The following is a 19,049-nucleotide window of genomic DNA, read 5'->3' as shown; positions in this document are numbered from 1 at the left end:
CTCTTCCTTAAATATGCCCGACATCCGTGTTGCGTGTGTGGTCTTTTTCGCCCCTCGCGCATTGCCCAGAAATACCAAGGAGCCGCCCGATGAGCGCCAGCACCACCGCCACTTTGCGTCACGACTGGACTTTAGCCGAGGTCAGGGCGTTGTTTGTACAGCCATTCAATGACTTGCTGTTTCAGGCGCAAACGGTGCATCGCGCTCACTTCGACGCCAACCGTGTTCAAGTCTCCACCCTGTTGTCGATCAAGACCGGCGCCTGCCCTGAAGACTGCAAGTACTGCCCGCAGTCCGGTCATTACAACACCGGGCTTGAAAAGGAAAAACTGCTGGAAGTGCAGAAGGTCCTCGAAGAAGCCGCGCGTGCCAAGGCCATCGGTTCGACCCGTTTCTGCATGGGCGCAGCCTGGAAACATCCGTCTGCCAAAGACATGCCGTATGTGCTGGAAATGGTCAAAGGCGTTAAGGCAATGGGCCTGGAAACCTGCATGACCCTGGGCCGTCTCGACCAGGAGCAGACCGAGGCGTTGGCCACCGCAGGGCTGGATTACTACAACCACAACCTGGACACCTCGCCGGAATTTTACGGCAGCATCATTACCACCCGTACATATGGCGAGCGCCTGCAAACCCTTGCTTATGTTCGCGATGCGGGAGTGAAGATTTGCTCTGGCGGCATTTTGGGCATGGGCGAGTCGCTTGATGACCGCGCCGGTTTACTGATCCAGCTGGCCAATCTGCCGGAGCATCCGGAGTCTGTGCCGATCAACATGCTGGTCAAGGTCGCTGGTACGCCGCTGGAAAACGCTGAAGACGTCGACCCTTTCGACTTCATTCGCATGCTGGCCGTGGCGCGTATTCTGATGCCCAAATCCCACGTGCGCCTGTCTGCCGGCCGCGAAGCGATGAACGAACAAATGCAAGCCTTGGCGTTTTTTGCTGGCGCCAACTCGATTTTCTACGGTGACAAACTGCTGACCACCGCCAACCCGCAAGCCGACAAAGACATGCTGCTGTTCTCGCGCCTGGGCATCAAGCCTGAAGCGGGCGAGGGGCATGCCGACGAAGTGCATCAGGCTGCCATCGAGCAGGCGCTGGTCGAGCAGCAAAGCAGTTCGATGTTTTACGACGCAGCTTCTGCCTGACGCCTGAAACGGGCCGGTCTTTATCGGCCCGTTTTGAATAGCTACCTTCCGGACCGGGGCCTGCATGTCTTTCGATCTCCGCACACGCCTTGATGCCCGTCGCGCGCAGCATCTGTATCGTCAGCGCCCGCTGCTGCAAAGCCCGCAAGGCCCGCAGGTCATCGTCGATGGTCAGCCGCTGCTGGCGTTCTGCAACAACGATTACATGGGCCTCGCCAATCATCCCGACGTGATCGCCGCATGGCAGTCAGGCGCCGAGCGCTGGGGCGTGGGTGGCGGCGCGTCGCATCTGGTAATCGGCCATAGCGCACCGCATCACGAACTGGAAGAAGCCCTTGCCGACCTGACCGGACGACCGCGCGCGCTGCTGTTCTCCAACGGTTACATGGCCAACCTCGGTGCAGTGACGGCCCTGGTCGGGCAGGGTGATACCGTACTGGAAGACCGCCTCAATCACGCTTCGCTGCTGGATGCAGGTTTGCTCAGCGGCGCACGGTTTTCCCGCTATCTGCACAACGACGTCAACAGCCTGAGCTCGCGGCTGGAAAAATCCGTCGGCGATACGCTGGTGGTGACCGACGGCGTGTTCAGCATGGATGGTGACATCGCCGACCTGCCTGCGCTCGCAAAGGCTGCAAAGGCCCGCGGCGCCTGGCTGATGGTCGACGACGCGCATGGTTTCGGGTCGCTGGGCGCGAACGGGGCGGGCATTGTCGAGCATTTCGGCTTGAGTATGGATGATGTGCCGGTGCTGGTCGGCACGCTCGGCAAGTCGTTCGGCACCTCTGGCGCATTTGTGGCAGGCAGTGAAGAGCTGATCGAAACCCTGATCCAGTTTGCCCGGCCTTACATCTACACCACCAGTCAACCGCCTGCGCTGGCCTGCGCGACGCTGAAAAGCCTGCAACTGCTGCGCACCGAGCACTGGCGTCGCGAGCATCTGGCCCGTCTGATTCAGCAATTTCGGCGCGGTGCCGAGCAGCTCGGCCTGCAACTGATGGACAGCTTCACGCCGATCCAGCCGATCATGATCGGCGACGCCGGTCGCGCGCTGCGCTTGTCGCAGTTGCTGCGAGAGCGTGGCTTGCTGGTGACCGCCATACGCCCACCCACTGTGCCTGCCGGCAGTGCCCGGCTGCGCGTGACGTTATCTGCTGCCCACAGCGAGGCGGACGTGCAACTGTTATTAGAGGCGCTGGAGCAGTGCTACCCGCTGCTGGATGCACGTCAATCTACGGAGCCTGTGCATGCGTGATCGTCTGATTCTATTGCCGGGCTGGGGCCTTGGTGTGTCTCCTCTGCAACCGCTTGCCGACGCATTGTGCGGGCTGGACGAGCGTTTGCGAGTCGAGATCGAGCCACTGCCGGACATCGACAGCTGCGATCTGTCGGACTGGCTCGACGAACTGGACAGCAACCTGCCGGATGATGCCTGGCTGGGCGGATGGTCGTTGGGCGGCATGCTGGCTGCCGAGCTGGCAGCGCGGCGTGGTGAGGGTTGCTGCGGCTTGTTGACCCTGGCCAGCAATGCCTGTTTCGTTACTCGCGGCGCATGGCCGAATGCGATGCCTGCACTGGATTTCGATGTGTTTCTGGCAGGCTGTTGCGCAGACCCGGAGGCGACGCTCAAGCGCTTCAGCCTGTTGTGTACACAAGGTGCAGAAGACCCTCGCGGTCTGGCGCGCCTGCTCAAGGCCGGTGCGCCGCACACTTCGAGTACCGCGCTGGTCGATGGCCTGAAAATACTTCAACAACTGGATACCCGCAGCGCGCTGCAAACCTATCGTGGGCCGCAATTGCACTTGTTCGCCGGGCTGGATGCCTTCGTGCCAGCCGAGGCCGCAGGTGATCTGCTGGCCTTGTTGCCGGATGTAGAAGTAGGCGTCATCGAGCAAGCCAGTCACGCGTTTCTTCTGGAAAACCCTCATGGGGTGGCGGCGGCAATCCAGGCTTTTCTACATGAGTCGGGCGATGACTGATCTTTCCCATCCCAAGCCGCCCTCTGTGCTGCCCGATAAGCGCCAGGTCGCGGCGTCTTTCTCCCGGGCAGCGGGCAGCTACGACAGCGTCGCTGAATTGCAGCGTAGCGTCGGCAACCATTTGCTGACCTGTCTTCCTGCCGGATTCACGCCTGCGCGCTGGCTGGACCTTGGCTGTGGCACCGGTTATTTCAGCCGGCTGCTGGGGCAAGCGTTCAGCAGCAGCGAAGGCATCGCGCTGGATATCGCCGAAGGCATGTTGCGTCACGCACAGCCGCTTGGTGGAGCAGAGCATTTTATTGCGGGGGATGCCGAGCATCTGCCGTTGCGCGATCAAAGCTGCGGGCTGATTTTCTCCAGCCTCGCCGTCCAGTGGTGTGCTGATTTCAAGGCTGTGCTGAGTGAGGCTCATCGTGTATTGCAGCCCGGCGGCGTGTTTGCCTTTGCCAGCCTGTGCGTGGGCACGCTGTATGAGCTGCGCGACAGTTGGCAAGCGGTTGACGGCCAGGTGCATGTGAATCGCTTCCGCCGCGAGGATGACTACCGCCAGCTGTGTGCCGCCAGTGGTCTGCGAGTGCGCAGCCTGGACGTTCGCCCACACGTGTTGCACTACCCGGATGTGCGCAGCCTGACCCACGAGTTGAAGGCCCTCGGAGCGCACAATCTCAATCCGGGGCGACCCAGCGGCCTGACTGGACGCGAGCGAATGCTGGGCATGGTCAAGGCCTATGAGCGCTTTCGCCTGGAGGCGGGGCTGCCTGCCACGTATCAAGTGGTGTACGCGGTGCTGGAAAAAACTGATGGCTGAGTGTGATGAAGGAAAGGTTTCCAGGATGAGTGTTGCTTATTTTGTAACCGGAACAGACACCGATGCGGGTAAAACCACAGTGGCAGCGGGTCTGCTGTGCGCTGCCCGGCTGAGTGGCCTGAGTACGGCTGCGGGCAAGCCTGTCGCGTCCGGCTGTGTGAAGAGCGCGCAGGGGCTGCGCAATTCCGACGCGCTGGCGTTGCAGGCCGAGTGTTCGCTTGCGCTGGATTACGATGAGGTCAACCCGCTGGCGCTGGAGCCAGCGATTGCTCCACATCTGGCCGCACGCGAGGCGGGCGTTACACTGACCGTTGATTCCTTGTTAACGCCGATGCGCCACATTCTCGATAAACAGGCTGACTTCACCTTGATTGAAGGTGCAGGTGGCTGGCGTGTTCCGCTGGATGGGCAGAGCAATCTTTCCGATCTGGCCATTGCCTTGGGTTTGCCGGTGATTCTGGTGGTGGGCGTGCGTCTGGGCTGTATCAATCATGCCGTACTGACCGCCGAAGCCATTGCCCGCGACGGTCTGCATCTCGCGGGCTGGGTGGCCAATATCATCGACCCTGAGACGGCGCGGCTTGAGGAAAACCTTGTCACGCTGGTCGAGCGCTTGCCCGCTCCGTGCCTGGGGCGTGTCCCTCGTCTGGACACGGCCAGCGCCGAAAACGTGGCGCTATATCTTGATATCGGGAAGCTCTGCTGACAGCGTTGCTATGTTCCTGACAGACAAAGGTCTTTTCCAATTTCAAAGGCTCAGTCTATCGTGAGGCCTAGTGCCATTAGTCTGTTTGTCGAGTATTCCTGAGCAAATGCTGGTTCAATGCAGGTGTTCATTTTTTTGAACTGAGGATCGGCTTATGCAAATCACCATGAACAACACCCTCTACCCAGGCTTGAGCGCCATGCAGGTCGGGCAGGGACGTGTGGATCAGGCGGCCACCCAGATCGCCAGCACCAATGTCGAAGTGGCGGGCCGAAGCCAGTCATCGGACTTCCAGCTCGAAAACCTTCGTTCTGTTGATCGCAGCCAGCGCTCGGATCTGCCTGGCAATATTGTCGAGCTCGCAGCAGGCAAAAATCAGTTCGAGGCCGGCCTTGCAGCTCAAAGAGCAAGCAACGAAGCGCTCGGTACGCTGATCGACACTTACGCTTAATATTCCGATCAAAGAACCCGCGTGGTACCTACACCGCGCGGCGTCATCGGCTGAATCCCCCGCTATCACTACGCTGTATCGCCCGCGCTGTTCTCTTCGCCCCAACTAACCTCTCGTTACGCTTTTTTCTGCGCTGCATGCCTGTGCCTGCGCGGTCGGTCAATGCCTTGGACGAATGGTGCGTGGTTCGCTATTGACAAGGTTTAGGCGTAAACGTATGTTTCAAACACCTGTTTGACCGCAAGGCATGCGAGATTGTCTGGTGCTTGAGGCTCTGTTCTCGGCGACCGTCCGGTCATTCGTTCCAGGATTCATCAGCAGAGGTTTATCGCTATGCCTGACTACAAGGCCCCCTTGCGTGATATTCGTTTCGTCCGCGACGAGCTGCTCGGTTATGAAGCGCACTATCAAAGTCTGCCCGCTTGCCACGACGCCACGCCGGACATGGTCGACGCCATTCTTGAAGAGGGCGCCAAGTTCTGTGAGCAGGTGCTGGCCCCGCTGAACCGCGTGGGTGATACCGAAGGCTGCACCTGGAGCGAGTCGGGCGTGAAGACGCCGTCCGGTTTCAAGCAGGCCTACAAGCAGTTTGTCGAGGGCGGCTGGCCGAGTCTGGCACACGATCTGGCGCACGGTGGCCAGGGTCTGCCGGAGTCTCTCGGTCTTGCAGTCAGCGAGATGGTCGGCGAAGCCAACTGGTCGTGGGGCATGTACCCGGGGCTTTCTCATGGCGCGATGAACACGATCTCCGAGCACGGCACCCCCGAGCAGCAGGAGGCCTACCTGACCAAGCTGGTGTCCGGCGAATGGACCGGCACCATGTGCCTGACCGAGTCGCATTGCGGCACCGACCTGGGCATGTTGCGCACCAGGGCCGAGCCACAGGCGGACGGCACCTATAAGGTCACCGGCACCAAGATCTTCATTTCCGCCGGTGAGCACGACATGGCCGATAACATCGTCCACATCGTGCTGGCTCGTCTGCCGGATGCGCCTGCAGGCACCAAAGGCATTTCCCTGTTCATCGTGCCCAAGTTCATCTCGGCTGCCGATGGCGGCATCGGCGAGCGCAACGCAGTCAATTGCGGTTCGATCGAACACAAGATGGGCATCCACGGCAACGCAACCTGCGTGATGAACTTCGACGGTGCTACCGGCTACCTGATCGGCCCGCCGAACAAGGGCCTGAACTGCATGTTCACGTTCATGAACACCGCGCGTCTGGGCACCGCATTGCAAGGCCTGGCGCATGCCGAAGTGGCTTTTCAGGGCGGCCTGAAATACGCCCGTGACCGTCTGCAGATGCGCTCCCTGACCGGCCCGAAAGCGCCGGAAAAGTCGGCTGACCCGATCATCGTCCACCCTGACGTGCGGCGCATGCTGCTGACCATGAAAGCCTTCGCCGAAGGCACCCGCGCGATGGTGTACTTCACCGCCAAGCAGGTCGACATCGTCAAGTACAGCGAAGACCCCGAGCAGAAGAAAGCCGCCGACGCGCTGCTGGCGTTCATGACGCCGATTGCCAAGGCATTCATGACTGAAGTGGGCTTTGAAGCCGCCAACCATGGCGTGCAGATCTACGGTGGTCACGGCTTCATCGCCGAGTGGGGCATGGAACAGAACGTTCGCGACAGCCGTATTTCGATGCTGTACGAAGGCACCACGGGTATCCAGGCACTCGATTTGCTGGGCCGCAAGGTGCTGATGACCCAAGGCGAAGCACTGAAGGGTTTCACCAAAATCGTACACAAGTTCTGCCAGGGCAATGAAGGCAACGAAGCCGTTCAGGAATTCGTCACCCCGTTGGCTGCGCTGAACAAGGAGTGGGGCGACCTGACTCTGAAAGTGGGCATGGCTGCAATGAAGGACCGTGAAGAAGTGGGCGCTGCTTCGGTGGATTACATCATGTATTCCGGCTATGCCTGCCTGGCGTACTTCTGGGCCGACATGGCGCGTCTGGCCGCTGAGAAGCTCGCAGCCGGTACGTCGGACGAGGCGTTCTACCGCGCCAAGATCCAGACTGCACGCTTCTACTTCCAGCGCATCCTGCCGCGCACCCGTACCCACGTTGCCGCCATCCTGTCGGGCGCCGGTAACCTGATGGACATGAAGGAAGAAGACTTCGGTCTGGCTTACTGAGCCCTCCGTCAGTCAACCAAGCCGCCTGATCGCTGATCAGGCGGCTTTTTTTTGGGCTGCGTTTGTAGCGGCTAATGCGACTCAGCGAACTCGTTCTTCGGGCTCCTGCGTGGGAACGCTCTGCGTGCGGTCTTGAGTTGTGGTGCGGCGCAGAGGTGCGGCGGTAGAGCGCCAAGAAGCGCGTTAGAGGATCACGCAATAAACATTTCCACTCTCCTGCCGTTACAGAAGTAGCTCGTTTGTTGATCCTGCTGAATGCATTGTTCGCCGGATGAAGGCACAATGACATCGATTCGTCCTTGGGCAGGAGATTGTTTTTTTGTTGCGTCCATCAGCTGCACGCCTGAGTCATTTTCTGCCCTCACTGGCATTGCTGGTGGCGGGGCTTGCGGCTGCGTATGTAAAGGACCTGAACGTCTTCTTCACCTCTCTGTTCAATGTGCTGCCCACTCTGGTTTTGCTGTTGGGCGGTGCGTATTGCTGTGTCTATCGTCGGCAGCGCGAGCTGTTCCTGATGCTCACCGTCTACATCGCCTATTACCTGCTTGATACCCAGACCGACTTCTACCGCGACAACGGCAAGGTCCGTGACGATGCCGCAGTCATCTTCCATCTGGTGTGCCTGCTGTTGCCGGTGCTGTTCGGGCTTTACGCGGCGTGGGAGGAACGCACTCATCTGTTTCAGGACATGGTCGCGCGTCTCGCGGTAATGGTGGCCCTGGGCGGCGTGGCAGTGGGGCTTGAGCAAAGTTATCCGGTCGAACTGCAAGCCTGGCTGGCGGACATCCGCTGGCCTGCATTGCATGGCTCGTGGATGAGTCTGATCCAGTTGTCCTACGCGATGTTTCTAATGTCGTTCGCGGTGCTGATCTGGCAGTACCTGGAAAAACCGCGACCGCTGCACGCCGCGCAGATCGTCGGTCTGCTGGGGCTGTTCTGGGCGCTGCCCAAAACCTTCATTCTGCCGTTCACGCTGAATATTCTTTGCAGTCAGGTCATGCTGATGATTGCTGCTGCCGTCGCTCACGAGGCTTACCAGATGGCCTTTCGCGACGAACTCACAGGGCTGCCAGGCCGTCGGGCACTCAATGAGCGCATGCAGCGTCTGGGGCGCAATTATGTTCTGGCAATGAGCGACGTCGATCACTTCAAGAAATTCAACGACACACATGGTCACGATGTAGGAGATCAGGTGCTGCGGCTGGTGGCCAGCAAACTGTCGAAAATCACCAATGGCGGCGGCAAGGCCTATCGCTATGGCGGGGAAGAGTTCGCCATTGTCTTTGCGGCCAAAACCATTGAGGAGTGCCTGCCGCACCTGGAAGCCATTCGCGAAGCCATTGCCACTTACGAGATCCAGTTGCGCAACAAGGACAGCCGTCCTCAGGACGATCAGCAAGGCCGCCAGCGACGCAACGGTGCTCAGGCAGGCAGTGTGTCGGTAACGGTCAGTATCGGTGTTGCCGAACGCCAACCCGAACATCGCACGCCTGAAGAGGTGCTCAAATGCGCTGACCAGGCGCTTTACGCGGCCAAGGGGGCGGGGCGCAACTGTGTCGTCTCCCATGAACACCTGAATCGACGTGGCGCCGTGCGTACTCCGAGTGCAACGAACTGATCAACACCTTATAAAGCCGTGACCTGTTATGACCATCGAGTCATGACACGACCCTATGTGTCTGAAATGTTGTTCGGGTAGACTCGTGAAACCCGGTAGCTGATCGTCGTATTTGCACGCATCGACCAGCCTCCCACTGTTTCTCGTTACGTGTTCACGAGGTTTGCCATGGCTGACTACAAAGCGCCACTGCGCGATATGCGCTTCGTCCTCAATGAAGTGTTCGAGGTCTCCAGACTCTGGGCACAGCTGCCCGAGCTGGCTGAATCAGTCGACGCGGAAACGGTCGACGCCATTCTCGAAGAAGCCGGCAAAGTCACCAGCAAGACCATTGCCCCGCTGAGCCGCAACGGCGACGAGGAGGGCTGTCACTGGAATGACACCGTCGTGACTACGCCGGCGGGGTATCCGCAAGCCTATCGGACCTATGCCGAAGGTGGCTGGGTCGGCGTTGGCGGAAACCCCGCGTTCGGCGGCATGGGCATGCCCAAGGTGGTCTCGGCTCAGGTCGAGGAAATGATCAACTCCGCCAGTCTTGCCTTTGGTCTGTACGCGATGTTGACCTCCGGGGCGTGCGTGTCGATCGACACCCATGCCACCGAAGCACTCAAGGCCAAATTCCTGCCCAACATGTATTCGGGCGCCTGGGCCGGCTCCATGTGCCTGACCGAGGCACATGCAGGCACAGACCTCGGCATGATCCGCACCAGAGCCGAGCCACAAGCGGACGGCACCTACACGATCACCGGCAGCAAGATTTTCATTACAGGTGGTGAACACGACCTGACCGAGAACATCATCCATCTCGTGCTGGCCAAGCTGCCTGACGCTCCGGCTGGCCCTAAAGGTATCTCGTTGTTTCTGGTGCCCAAGTTCATGGTGGGTGACGATGGCAGCGTCGGTTCGCGCAACACCGTCAGTTGTGGCTCCATCGAACACAAGATGGGTATTCAGGCGTCTGCGACCTGCGTGATGAACTTCGACGACGCCGTCGGTTACCTGATCGGTGAGCCCAACAAGGGCCTGGCGGCAATGTTCACCATGATGAATTACGAGCGTCTCGGTGTGGGCATTCAAGGCCTGGCGTCTGGCGTGCAGTCTTATCAGAACGCTGTCGAATACGCCCTTGATCGCCTGCAGAGCCGTGCGCCGACCGGCGCGCAAAACAAGGAAAAAGCTGCTGACCCGATCATCGTCCACCCGGATGTGCGACGCATGCTGCTGACGATGAAGGCGTTCAACGAAGGTGGTCGGGCGTTCTCCAGCTATGTTGCCCTGCAACTGGATATCGCCAAGTTCAGCCCGGACGAAGTTGCGCGCAAGCGTGCCGACGATCTGGTGGCGCTGCTGACTCCGGTCGCCAAAGCCTTTTTGAGCGATATCGGCCTGGAAACCACGGTCCACGGCCAGCAGGTATTCGGCGGTCACGGTTATATTCGGGAGTGGGGGCAGGAGCAACTGGTGCGCGATGTGCGCATCACGCAGATCTACGAAGGCACCAACGGCATCCAGGCGCTGGACTTGGTCGGTCGCAAGATTGTCGGGTCGAACGGCGCGTTCTATCAGGTCTTCTCGGATGAAGTGCGTCAGTTCATCGATAGTTCCGAGAGCTCGCTTGGCGAGTTTGTCCGGCCTTTGACGTCTGCGCTGAACATGCTGGACGAGCTGACCGCCTGGGTGCTGGACCGCTCGCGCAGTAACCCCAATGAAATCGGCGCCGCGTCTGTCGAATACCTGCATCTGTTCGGCTACACCGCCTTGGCCTACATGTGGGCAATGATGGCCAAGGCAGCCTTGGGTAAAGAACAGCAGGAAGCGTTTTACGCGAGCAAACTGGGCACCGCACGCTTCTATTTTGCGCGCCTGCTGCCGCGTATTCATTCGCTCGATGCATCGGTACGCGCAGGCAGCGAGTCCCTGTTTCTGCTGGAAGCATCACAATTCTGACTGAGAAATGAGTGTAAGCATTTGCTTACACTACGTGTCGCCAATTAGCCTCTTCCCACGAAAGGGATCCAAAGTTAATCTTTGTTCATGGACGTAGCGCAGGACGCGCAACAAGACATAACAGGGACACGTAGGGAAGCCTGCCAGGACGGTGGGGTGAAAAGGAAATCAGGGAAACAGTCTGGAAAACCTCGCTTCGGCGGGGTTTTCTTTGTCTGCGTTTTATAGGCTGGCGCAGGCTTCTTTTACAGCCATTGGGTATACACAGGGCTGATCGCAGTAAAACACTCCTGAAAACAATGGCGTCTTGCCAGAGCCGGTTGAACCCTCACCGATGGCCAGGGTCGATTAGCTGTATGGCCATTTAGAGCCAATCACTCAGGAGCATTTCATGGACATCATTCGTATAATCTTCGCCATTCTGCTGCCGCCGGTCGGCGTGTTCATGCAGGTCGGCTTTGCTGGCGCTTTCTGGCTGAATATCCTGCTGACCCTGCTGGGTTACATCCCGGGCATCATCCACGCGATCTACATCATCGTCTCGCGTAAATAACACCCCCGGCGCATGGGTTGATCGTTCCTTCAGCAGGAGCGATCAATCGGCTCCATCAAGTACATCCCGGTAAAACTTCCATTCCTTCTCCAGCGCATCTGCCAGGTTAGTCGCCTTGCGGAAACCATGATGCTCGTCAGGATAAAAATGCCCCTCAGCCTTCAAGCCATTGTCCTGCAAGGCCTTGAGCATGGCTCGGGTCTGCTCCGGTACAACCACCGCATCCAGTTCGCCTTGAAAGAAAATGACGGGCGCACTGATGTTGTCCGCGTGTAACAACGGTGTGCGGGCTTCATAGCGCTCGATGTCCTTTTCCGGATCGCCAATCAGCCAGTCCAGGTAATCACCCTCGAACTTATGCGTGGCCTTGGCCAGTGCCACAGGGTCGCTGACCCCGTAAAGGCTTGCCCCGGCACGAAACACATCCCGAAAGGCCAGTGCGCACAGGGTTGTGTAACCGCCCGCGCTGCCGCCGCGTATGAATGCCTTCTGCGGGTCGATCAAGCCACGTTCGGCAAGGTGTGCGACCACTGCGCAGGCATCTTCCACATCGGCCACCCCCCAGTTCAGGTGCAGGCTCTGCCGATAGTCACGGCCATAGCCACTGCTGCCGCGGTAGTTCAGGTCTGCAACGGCGAAACCGCGATGTGCCCAGTACTGAATGCGTGGGTCCAGCACCGGGTAACAGGCCGAAGTAGGGCCGCCGTGGATGAACACCACCAGCGGGGGATGTTCGACGCCGTTCATGGCTGGGTAAAAGTAACCGTAAGCTTCAGAACCGCCGCTGGGGTAGCGCAGCGCTTGCGGGTGACTGATCTGTTCGGCAGGCAAGGGAGACCCACCCCCCGCGAGAACCTGCACGCTGGCATCGCTACGCGATATGGCCAGCACCGCCGATGTGCTGAGCGCCGAAGCGGCAATGCAATAAATGAACTCTTCGTCCACGGCCAGGCTGCGGAAGCGGCTGTAGCCGGCGCTGAAATCAGCGTATGAACCGTCAGCCTCACACAGCCCCAATACCCAAGAGCCGTCCTGCGCCCAACTGGCCAGATAACCTTCGTTGATCGGCAGCCAAGTGCAGCTGCCCAGTTGCCAAGGCGCGGAAGCATGATCGGCCGACACGGCAGGCAACGCTGTAAATCCTGAAGGCGACTCGCTCCACGGCTGCCAGAAGCCGGCACGGTCAGTCAGGCAATGCAGGTGGCCTTGCGCATCAAAGCGTGGCTGCTGCAAGGACTCTTCAGCGCCTTCACCAGCGACACACAAGGGGCTGGCCCAGTGGCCGTCGTCCTGCTTCTCTGCGCACATCAGTCGGGTACGGGTCCACGGCTGGTGCGGGCGCTGCCATTCGACCCAGGCCAGGCGCTGGCCATCGGCGCTTATGAGCGGTGACGAGTAGAAGTCAGCGCCCTCGGCCAGCAAATGACGCTGCCCGTCAGCGAGGTCAATGGCGACCAATCGGTGGGTGTTGTGGTCTTCTTCGACGGCGAGGATCTGCCCGTTGCCGAAGAACAGGCCGCCGTAGCGCTTGTCGCCCTGGGTCAGCGCCACCGGCTCGCTCGCGTCCAGCGCCTGTCGATACAGCTGCTGATCGCGTTCATTGACGAACACAACGGTGTCGTCAGCCAGGCAGAACGAGCCGCCGCCATATTCGTAGACCCGGCTGCGAACGCTGAAGCCTTGTGGCGTCAGGCAGCGTTTGCTGTTCGCGTACCAGTGCCAGATGCGGCTGGCGCCGTCTTCGGGGCGATATTCGTTCCAGAACAGACCGGCCGAACTGACGTCCAGTTCGGCGAAGTCGATACCCGCTGCAACCGCTTGAGCAGCGGTCAGGGGTTCAAGAGGATTTTGCGATGAGTCGTGAGTTTCGGTCATTGCGAAAGGCCAGCTCTTCAATGGTTTGAGTAGCGGTTTCCGACTCGTCGCGAGCCTGAGTGATGATCCCGTGGTGATAGGATTTGCTGCACACCGGGTCGGCATTGGCAGCATCCCCGGTCAGCATGAAGGCCTGGCAGCGACAGCCGCCGAAGTCCTTTTCCTTCTCGTCGCACGAGCGGCATGGCTCGGGCATCCAGTCGTAGCCGCGAAAGCGGTTGAAGCCGAACGAGTCGTACCAGATGTGCTGCATGCTGTGATCGCGCACATTGGGAAACTGGATCGGCATCTGCCGCGCGCCATGACACGGCAGGGCGGTGCCATCTGGCGTCACGGTCAGGAAAATATTGCCCCAGCCGTTCATGCAGGCTTTGGGACGCTCTTCGTAATAGTCGGGGGTGACGAAGATCAGCTTGCACGGATGGTTTTGCGCAGCCAGTTGGTCACGGTATTGGTTAGTGACCGCTTCAGCGCGTACCAGTTGATCCCTGGTCGGCAGCAGGCCGACACGGTTCAAATGCGCCCAGCCGTAAAACTGACAGGTCGCCAGTTCGACGAAGTCAGCCTCCAGTGCCAGACACAGCTCGATTATTTTGTCGATCCGGTCGATGTTGTGCCGGTGGGTCACGAAGTTCAGGACCATCGGGTAGCCGTGCTTTTTCACTGCCTTGGCCATTTCCAGCTTCTGGGCGAAGGCTTTCTTCGAGCCGGCGAGCATGTTGTTCACCTGCTCGTCACTGGCCTGAAAGCTGATCTGGATATGGTCCAGGCCAGCCTCCTTGAAAGCGATGATCTTTTCTTCTGTGAGGCCGATGCCCGAGGTGATCAGATTGGTATAGAAACCCAGACGTCGGGCTTCGGCGATCAGCTCGGCAAGGTCCTGACGCACCAGCGGCTCGCCCCCGGAAAAGCCGATTTGCGCCGCGCCCATTTCGCGTGCTTCCTGCATGACCTTGAACCACTGCTCGGTGGTCAACTCCTGGCCCTGTTTTGCGAAGTCCAGCGGGTTGGAGCAATACGGGCATTGCAGCGGGCAGCGATAGGTCAGCTCGGCGAGCAGCCACAGCGGCAGGCCGACCTCGGGCGTGGGCGGTATGTAGGGGCTGTTCATCACAGGCACGATGTCAGACAAGATCGATCCAGTTTTTCTTTCTGGCGCCTTCCATGAACTCGTCGACGTCCATTCCCAGCTCGGGGACATTGGGGAATTGCTGATGAAGCTCATCAATGATGACGGCGGTCGTTCGCTGTCCATCGATCAGCCCGGCGATCAGCGCCGCGCTTTCATTGAGCTTGATCATGCCTTCCGGATAAAGCACCACATGCGCTTTTTGCGCCGGCTCGTACTGAAAACGATAGCCTTGGTGCCACTTCGGAGTAAGGGCTCGAAAAGCCGGATCGTGCTTCATGGCGTAATCCCCTTATGCCAGACCCTTTGGTCTGTGACGCTGTGATACGGCGGGCGATTCAATTCGTAGGCCATGGACATGGCATCGAGCATGCTCCACAGAATGTCGAGTTTGAACTGCAGGATTTCCAGCATGCGCTGCTGGCCTTCATAGGTAGTGTAGTGCTGTAACGTGATGGCGAGGCCATGTTCCACATCGCGCCGGGCCTGACCCAGGCGGGTGCGGAAATATTCATAGCCTGTCGGATCAATCCACGGGTAATGCTGCGGCCAGCTGTCCAGTCGCGACTGGTGGATCTGCGGCGCGAACAGTTCGGTCAGCGAGCTGCTGGCGGCCTCCTGCCAGTTGGCGCGGCGGGCGAAGTTCACGTAGGCATCGACGGCAAAGCGCACGCCTGGCAGCACCAGCTCTTGAGAGCGCAATTGATCCGGGTCCAGGCCGACGGCCTCACCGAGGCGCAGCCAGGCTTCGATGCCACCATCTTCACCGGGGGCGCCGTCGTGATCGAGCAGGCGCTGAATCCACTCGCGACGAATCTCGCGATCCGGGCAGTTGGCCAGAATCGCTGCGTCCTTGAGCGGGATGTTCACCTGATAGTAGAAGCGGTTGGCAACCCAGCCCTGAATCTGCTCACGGGTGGCGCGGCCTTCGTACATCGCCACATGAAACGGGTGATAAATGTGGTAATACGCGCCTTTGGCACGCAGGGCCTGTTCGAATTCAGCAGGGGACAGTGCAGTCGTCTGGCTCATGTCGGTTCCTAAAGCTCGATGCTCATGCCGTCGTAGGCGACTTCGACGTTGCGACGAACCAGTTCGGCGCGCTGTGGGGAGTCTTCGTCGAGAATCGGGTTGGTGTTGTTGATGTGGATAAGCACCTTGCGCTGCTGCGGGAAGCCTTCCAGCACTTCGAGCATGCCGCCAGGGCCGCTCTGCGCCAGATGGCCCATCTCCCGGCCTGTGCGCGTGCCGACGCCACGGCGTTGCATTTCATCGTCGTCCCACATCGTGCCGTCGACCAGCAGGCAGTCTGCGTCGCGCATTTTTTCGGCCAGCGCTTCGTCGACCTTGCCTAGCCCCGGTGCGTAGAACAGCTTGCCGCCAGTGCGCGTGTCTTCGACCAGCAAGCCGATGTTATCGCCTGGATGCGGGTCGAAACGGTGCGGCGAATAGGGTGGCGCGGCGCTGCGCAGCGGGAAGGGCGTGAAGCGCAGGTTCGGGCAGGCCGGGATCACGAAGCTGCCGTGCAGCTCGATGCGGTTCCAGTCCAGGCCGCCGTTCCAGTGCTTGAGCATCTCGAACAACGGGAAACCGGTGCTCAGGTCCTCGTGCACCATTTCGGTACACCACACCTGATGCGGACAGCCCTCGCGCAGGCTGAGCAGGCCAGTGGTGTGATCGATCTGGCTGTCCATCAGCACGATGGCGCTGATGCCGGTATCGCGCAGCGCTCGTCCAGGTTGCATGGGCGCAAAGCCCTGCAGTTGCGCACGAATGTCAGGGGAGGCATTGCACAGCACCCAGTTCACGCCGTCGTCGGACAGCGCAATGGACGACTGGGTCCGCGCCTGTGCCCGCAGGCTACCGTCGCGGAAACCTGCGCAATTGACGCAGTTGCAGTTCCATTGGGGGAACCCGCCGCCCGCAGCGGAACCTAGAATCTGGATGTACATGGCAGCTCCCTGGTACACAAAAATAAAAAACAGCCATAACCATAAAAAAAGCCCCGGCGAACCGAGGCTTCACAGCGCACTGAAATCAACGGCTTGCGAAGTACATGGTGACTTCGAAACCGATACGCAGATCAGTGTAAGCAGGTTTAGTCCACGACATAAAAATCTCCTCGGATAAGTGCGGCGGTGTGTGACTACATCTTAGTGCGTGGCTGACGCCATACGTTCAGATGCTTAGGGAGCTATCTTACTCATTTTCACAATTAAGCAGGGCCGGAATATTCACCAAAGACCCTTACTGTTCAGGTAAGGATCGAGCAACGACCTCGGAAACAGGGCTGTTGGCCACAATGAGCCAGCCGCCGACAGCGTGTTTCAATTGTTTTGCGGCAGCCAGCAACAAGTGTGTATCCAGATTTGACAGCGCACTTTGCAATGCGCTCAGGTGATCGCCCTCATGCTCGGCGAGGCATGCGTGCCATTGCATGTCTGCCTGCTGCTGGTCGGGCATGCTCGATGAGTCGAATTGCGCTGACAGAGCCTGGATCTGCGCAGGCAGGTCGATGCTGCGAATCAGCTCCGGCAGCTCATCGATGAAGGCTTCTATGTGCTGAACAAGCTGTTCGGCGCTGCAGGTGGGCGACTGTACACCGAACAGCAATCCAGTCCTTCCCGCGATCTGCCTGACGCTACTGAACACGGCGTAGCCCAGCTGCAATTCGACCCGCAATCGCTGATAGAACGGGGCTTGCAGCAGGTGCGCAAGCAGGCGCCATGCGGCTTCATCTTCAATGGACGCCGTTGGTGCAGGGCAGAACACCAGCACCGCGGCTTCGGGCGAGGGGCATGCCTCGGCGACCCAGCGCTTGCCGGCGGTGACGGCTGGCAACGCCACTGACCCATCTTGACGACTGCCTGGCGCGTTACTCAGCTCGACGTTCACCGGCGGCAGGCTGGACGGGCAGAACCCGCTGACGAAACTGATCCAGCGTGAGTGTGCCCAGATGGTTTTGAGGTCGTGTGCCGGCTGCGCTGTGTCGCTGGTCAGGTAATGATCGGCAAGTCGCTTGAGCAACTGGCGAATCGGAATCTGTGCGGGCTCCTCGTATTGCTTTGCCGAAGCCAGCGTCTCGTCGTCTAAAGGATGCAGTCGGCGCAGGCAGTGTTCGATTACCGCCGCCATTGGTTCCCGCAACCCGTTGAGCTGGAGCTGCCAAAAGGAGCCGTAAGCGCTGAATGTCAAAAGCACACCGGCTTGTCGTGCGTCCTCGGTCAGTCGTTTTAGCCGGGCATCGAGCATTCGCCACAGCGCAGGCTGCGGGGACGGCAACGTCCAACGCAGGTAAACCGCGGCCTCGGCATTGTCGTTTGGCGTTGGCCCGAGGAATGGGTTGGGTGTCGGCAGTTGCCACCGCAGCGCTGCATCTTTCAGGCTTTCCAGCACCGCCATGTTGACCTGCGCAGTGGCGCTGAGTTGGTCCAGCAATACGCTCAAGGCTGCCGCGCCTTGCTCGCTCAGCCGGCAAGGGGTTTCGCGGCAGTAATGATGCGCCAGCGCCAATGCACTGCCTGTTTGCAGACGCCGCTGCTGAACGCTTTGATATTCCTCGACCAATGCAGGCCAGTGGGCGCTGAAGAATTCAAGCCAGCTGAAAAACAGCGCGTTGCGGGCAGCGGCGTCTGCCTCAGCGCCCTTGAACTCGATGTCGAGTAAGAGTTGGTCACCGAACTGATACAACGCAGTGGCACTTAGTGAGTCAGCCAGACCTCGTTTGACCAGTTCGGCGCCCAGCCCGCCCTCTTGTGCGGCGTTCAGCCAATGGCAGAGGAACGCAGCTGCCTCGTCAGCCTTGTCCGGCAGAGCCTCGCAGGCAAACAGCAGATGCTTTTCAACTTCGACCTGTCGAGGGTTCGCCGAAGGGGCGATCAACGTCGGCGGCGGCAGTCGAGGTGCCTGTTCGCCGCTCGCGAACATTGCGCCGCAGGTTCGTGCCAGCGCCTCCAGTTCATCCACAGATTGCGGCCCGCTCAGGCACAAGGTCATCTGCCCGGCCTGATAAAAGCGCTGGAAAAAATCCTTGAGGGCGCGCTGAAATGCGGGGTTGGGGACCGACAGGCTGTAGCGATTGCCGGCATGAAAGCCGCGCAAAGGATGTTGAGGGTTGAGCGTCGACAGCAGGTTTATTTGACCGCGTGCTTCGGCATCACCCACCCAGGCGATGAACTCTGCGTGCAGCACTTCGCGCTCGCGGCGCTGATCAGCCATCGCCATGCGCGGCTTGGTAAGCATGTCACACAGGCGCTCCAGGCCTTGGGCAAAGCATGATTGCGGCAGCTCGAAGAAGAAATCGGTAGTGCGCTCGCGGGTGCTGGCGTTGACCTGCCCGCCGTGTCGCTGCACGAACGTCATCAGGTTTTCCCTCTGCGGAAAACGCTCGGTGCCGAGGAAGAGCAGGTGTTCCAGAAAGTGCGCCAGCCCCGGCCACGCTTGTGGCACATCGTGGCTGCCGACCGCCACACGCAACGAAGCCGCACTGCGCTTGAGCCGCGCCTCATGACACAGCACCACGTTCAGGCCGTTGGCCAGCGTTAGGCGTCTTATGTCAGCGGGGTTGGGGGCAGGCATGAGAAGGTCCGGAAAAGCGTGAAAATCTGCGCATCATGCTAGCGGATTAACGACCGGTTTCGCGAGCGTGCTGCTCAGACACACCTTTCTCGACGCTCTGCGTCGCAGGCTTGTGCCG

General features: G+C 59.7%; 17 protein-coding genes. 10 read left to right on the top strand and 7 right to left on the bottom strand.

The features are described 5' to 3' along the window. Positions 1 to 89: 89 nt before the first annotated feature. From bioB to ALO43_RS28715, 10 genes are all read left to right on the top strand, one after another. The gene (bioB, locus tag ALO43_RS11575; protein WP_005896486.1) at positions 90 to 1,148 is read left to right on the top strand and encodes a biotin synthase BioB; all 1,059 of its coding nucleotides are present in this window, start codon (positions 90 to 92) and stop codon (positions 1,146 to 1,148) included. Between the two features lie 64 nt (positions 1,149 to 1,212). Then, a complete protein-coding gene (bioF, locus tag ALO43_RS11570; protein WP_005896487.1) occupies positions 1,213 to 2,403 on the top strand; it encodes an 8-amino-7-oxononanoate synthase in 1,191 nt (396 codons plus the stop codon). Continuing rightward, positions 2,396 to 3,127 carry an alpha/beta fold hydrolase gene (locus ALO43_RS11565; RefSeq protein WP_024689718.1) on the top strand — a complete coding sequence of 244 codons (732 nt, stop codon included), beginning with the start codon at positions 2,396 to 2,398 and terminating at the stop codon, positions 3,125 to 3,127. Before bioF ends, ALO43_RS11565 begins: the two co-directional genes overlap by 8 nt. Then, positions 3,120 to 3,935, top strand: a complete 816-nt coding sequence (gene bioC, locus ALO43_RS11560) for a malonyl-ACP O-methyltransferase BioC (RefSeq protein ID WP_054997540.1) — start codon at positions 3,120 to 3,122, stop codon at positions 3,933 to 3,935. Before ALO43_RS11565 ends, bioC begins: the two co-directional genes overlap by 8 nt. 25 nt (positions 3,936 to 3,960) lie before the next feature. Beyond that, on the top strand, positions 3,961 to 4,641 hold the full coding sequence (gene bioD, locus ALO43_RS11555; protein WP_024669205.1) for a dethiobiotin synthase: 681 nt from the start codon (positions 3,961 to 3,963) through the stop codon (positions 4,639 to 4,641). A gap of 154 nt (positions 4,642 to 4,795) precedes the next feature. Next, complete coding sequence (locus ALO43_RS11550; RefSeq protein ID WP_024669206.1) at positions 4,796 to 5,092, top strand: hypothetical protein; 297 nt, start codon at positions 4,796 to 4,798, stop codon at positions 5,090 to 5,092. 333 nt (positions 5,093 to 5,425) lie between these two features. Next, positions 5,426 to 7,231: a phenylacyl-CoA dehydrogenase gene (locus ALO43_RS11545; protein WP_005896496.1), complete on the top strand. Its 1,806-nt coding sequence runs from the start codon at positions 5,426 to 5,428 to the stop codon at positions 7,229 to 7,231. Positions 7,232 to 7,550: 319 nt separating this feature from the next. Continuing rightward, entirely contained in the window at positions 7,551 to 8,849 is a 1,299-nt protein-coding gene (locus ALO43_RS11540) for a GGDEF domain-containing protein (protein ID WP_054997539.1), read from the top strand. A gap of 168 nt (positions 8,850 to 9,017) precedes the next feature. After that, complete coding sequence (locus ALO43_RS11535) at positions 9,018 to 10,796, top strand: acyl-CoA dehydrogenase C-terminal domain-containing protein (RefSeq protein ID WP_054997538.1); 1,779 nt, start codon at positions 9,018 to 9,020, stop codon at positions 10,794 to 10,796. Positions 10,797 to 11,187: 391 nt separating this feature from the next. After that, a complete protein-coding gene (locus tag ALO43_RS28715) occupies positions 11,188 to 11,349 on the top strand; it encodes a YqaE/Pmp3 family membrane protein (protein WP_002555565.1) in 162 nt (53 codons plus the stop codon). Between the two features lie 42 nt (positions 11,350 to 11,391). On the opposite strand, the gene ALO43_RS11530 is transcribed toward ALO43_RS28715, so the two are convergent. The 7 genes from ALO43_RS11530 to pqqF form a co-directional block, all read right to left on the bottom strand. Further along, complete coding sequence (locus ALO43_RS11530; RefSeq protein ID WP_054997537.1) at positions 11,392 to 13,224, bottom strand: S9 family peptidase; 1,833 nt, start codon at positions 13,222 to 13,224, stop codon at positions 11,392 to 11,394. Continuing rightward, a complete protein-coding gene (gene pqqE / locus ALO43_RS11525) occupies positions 13,187 to 14,356 on the bottom strand; it encodes a pyrroloquinoline quinone biosynthesis protein PqqE (RefSeq protein ID WP_054997536.1) in 1,170 nt (389 codons plus the stop codon). The genes ALO43_RS11530 and pqqE overlap by 38 nt, the downstream gene beginning before the upstream one ends. Next, positions 14,349 to 14,633, bottom strand: coding sequence for a pyrroloquinoline quinone biosynthesis peptide chaperone PqqD (gene pqqD, locus ALO43_RS11520; protein WP_005896508.1), 285 nt, complete (start codon positions 14,631 to 14,633; stop codon positions 14,349 to 14,351). The genes pqqE and pqqD overlap by 8 nt, the downstream gene beginning before the upstream one ends. After that, a complete protein-coding gene (gene pqqC, locus ALO43_RS11515) occupies positions 14,630 to 15,385 on the bottom strand; it encodes a pyrroloquinoline-quinone synthase PqqC (protein ID WP_024689714.1) in 756 nt (251 codons plus the stop codon). Before pqqC ends, pqqD begins: the two co-directional genes overlap by 4 nt. 8 nt (positions 15,386 to 15,393) lie before the next feature. Next, a complete protein-coding gene (pqqB, locus tag ALO43_RS11510) occupies positions 15,394 to 16,305 on the bottom strand; it encodes a pyrroloquinoline quinone biosynthesis protein PqqB (protein WP_054997535.1) in 912 nt (303 codons plus the stop codon). Between the two features lie 85 nt (positions 16,306 to 16,390). Further along, complete coding sequence (pqqA, locus tag ALO43_RS28710; RefSeq protein ID WP_003422658.1) at positions 16,391 to 16,465, bottom strand: pyrroloquinoline quinone precursor peptide PqqA; 75 nt, start codon at positions 16,463 to 16,465, stop codon at positions 16,391 to 16,393. A gap of 135 nt (positions 16,466 to 16,600) precedes the next feature. After that, on the bottom strand, positions 16,601 to 18,931 hold the full coding sequence (gene pqqF, locus ALO43_RS11505; protein ID WP_054997534.1) for a pyrroloquinoline quinone biosynthesis protein PqqF: 2,331 nt from the start codon (positions 18,929 to 18,931) through the stop codon (positions 16,601 to 16,603). Positions 18,932 to 19,049: the final 118 nt, after the last annotated feature.

This window comes from Pseudomonas tremae, assembly GCF_001401155.1.
In the GTDB taxonomy this organism is placed as follows: domain Bacteria; phylum Pseudomonadota; class Gammaproteobacteria; order Pseudomonadales; family Pseudomonadaceae; genus Aquipseudomonas; species Aquipseudomonas tremae.
The sequence above is the reverse complement of the archived record's forward strand: the minus strand, read 5'-3'. Positions and strand labels throughout refer to the sequence as shown.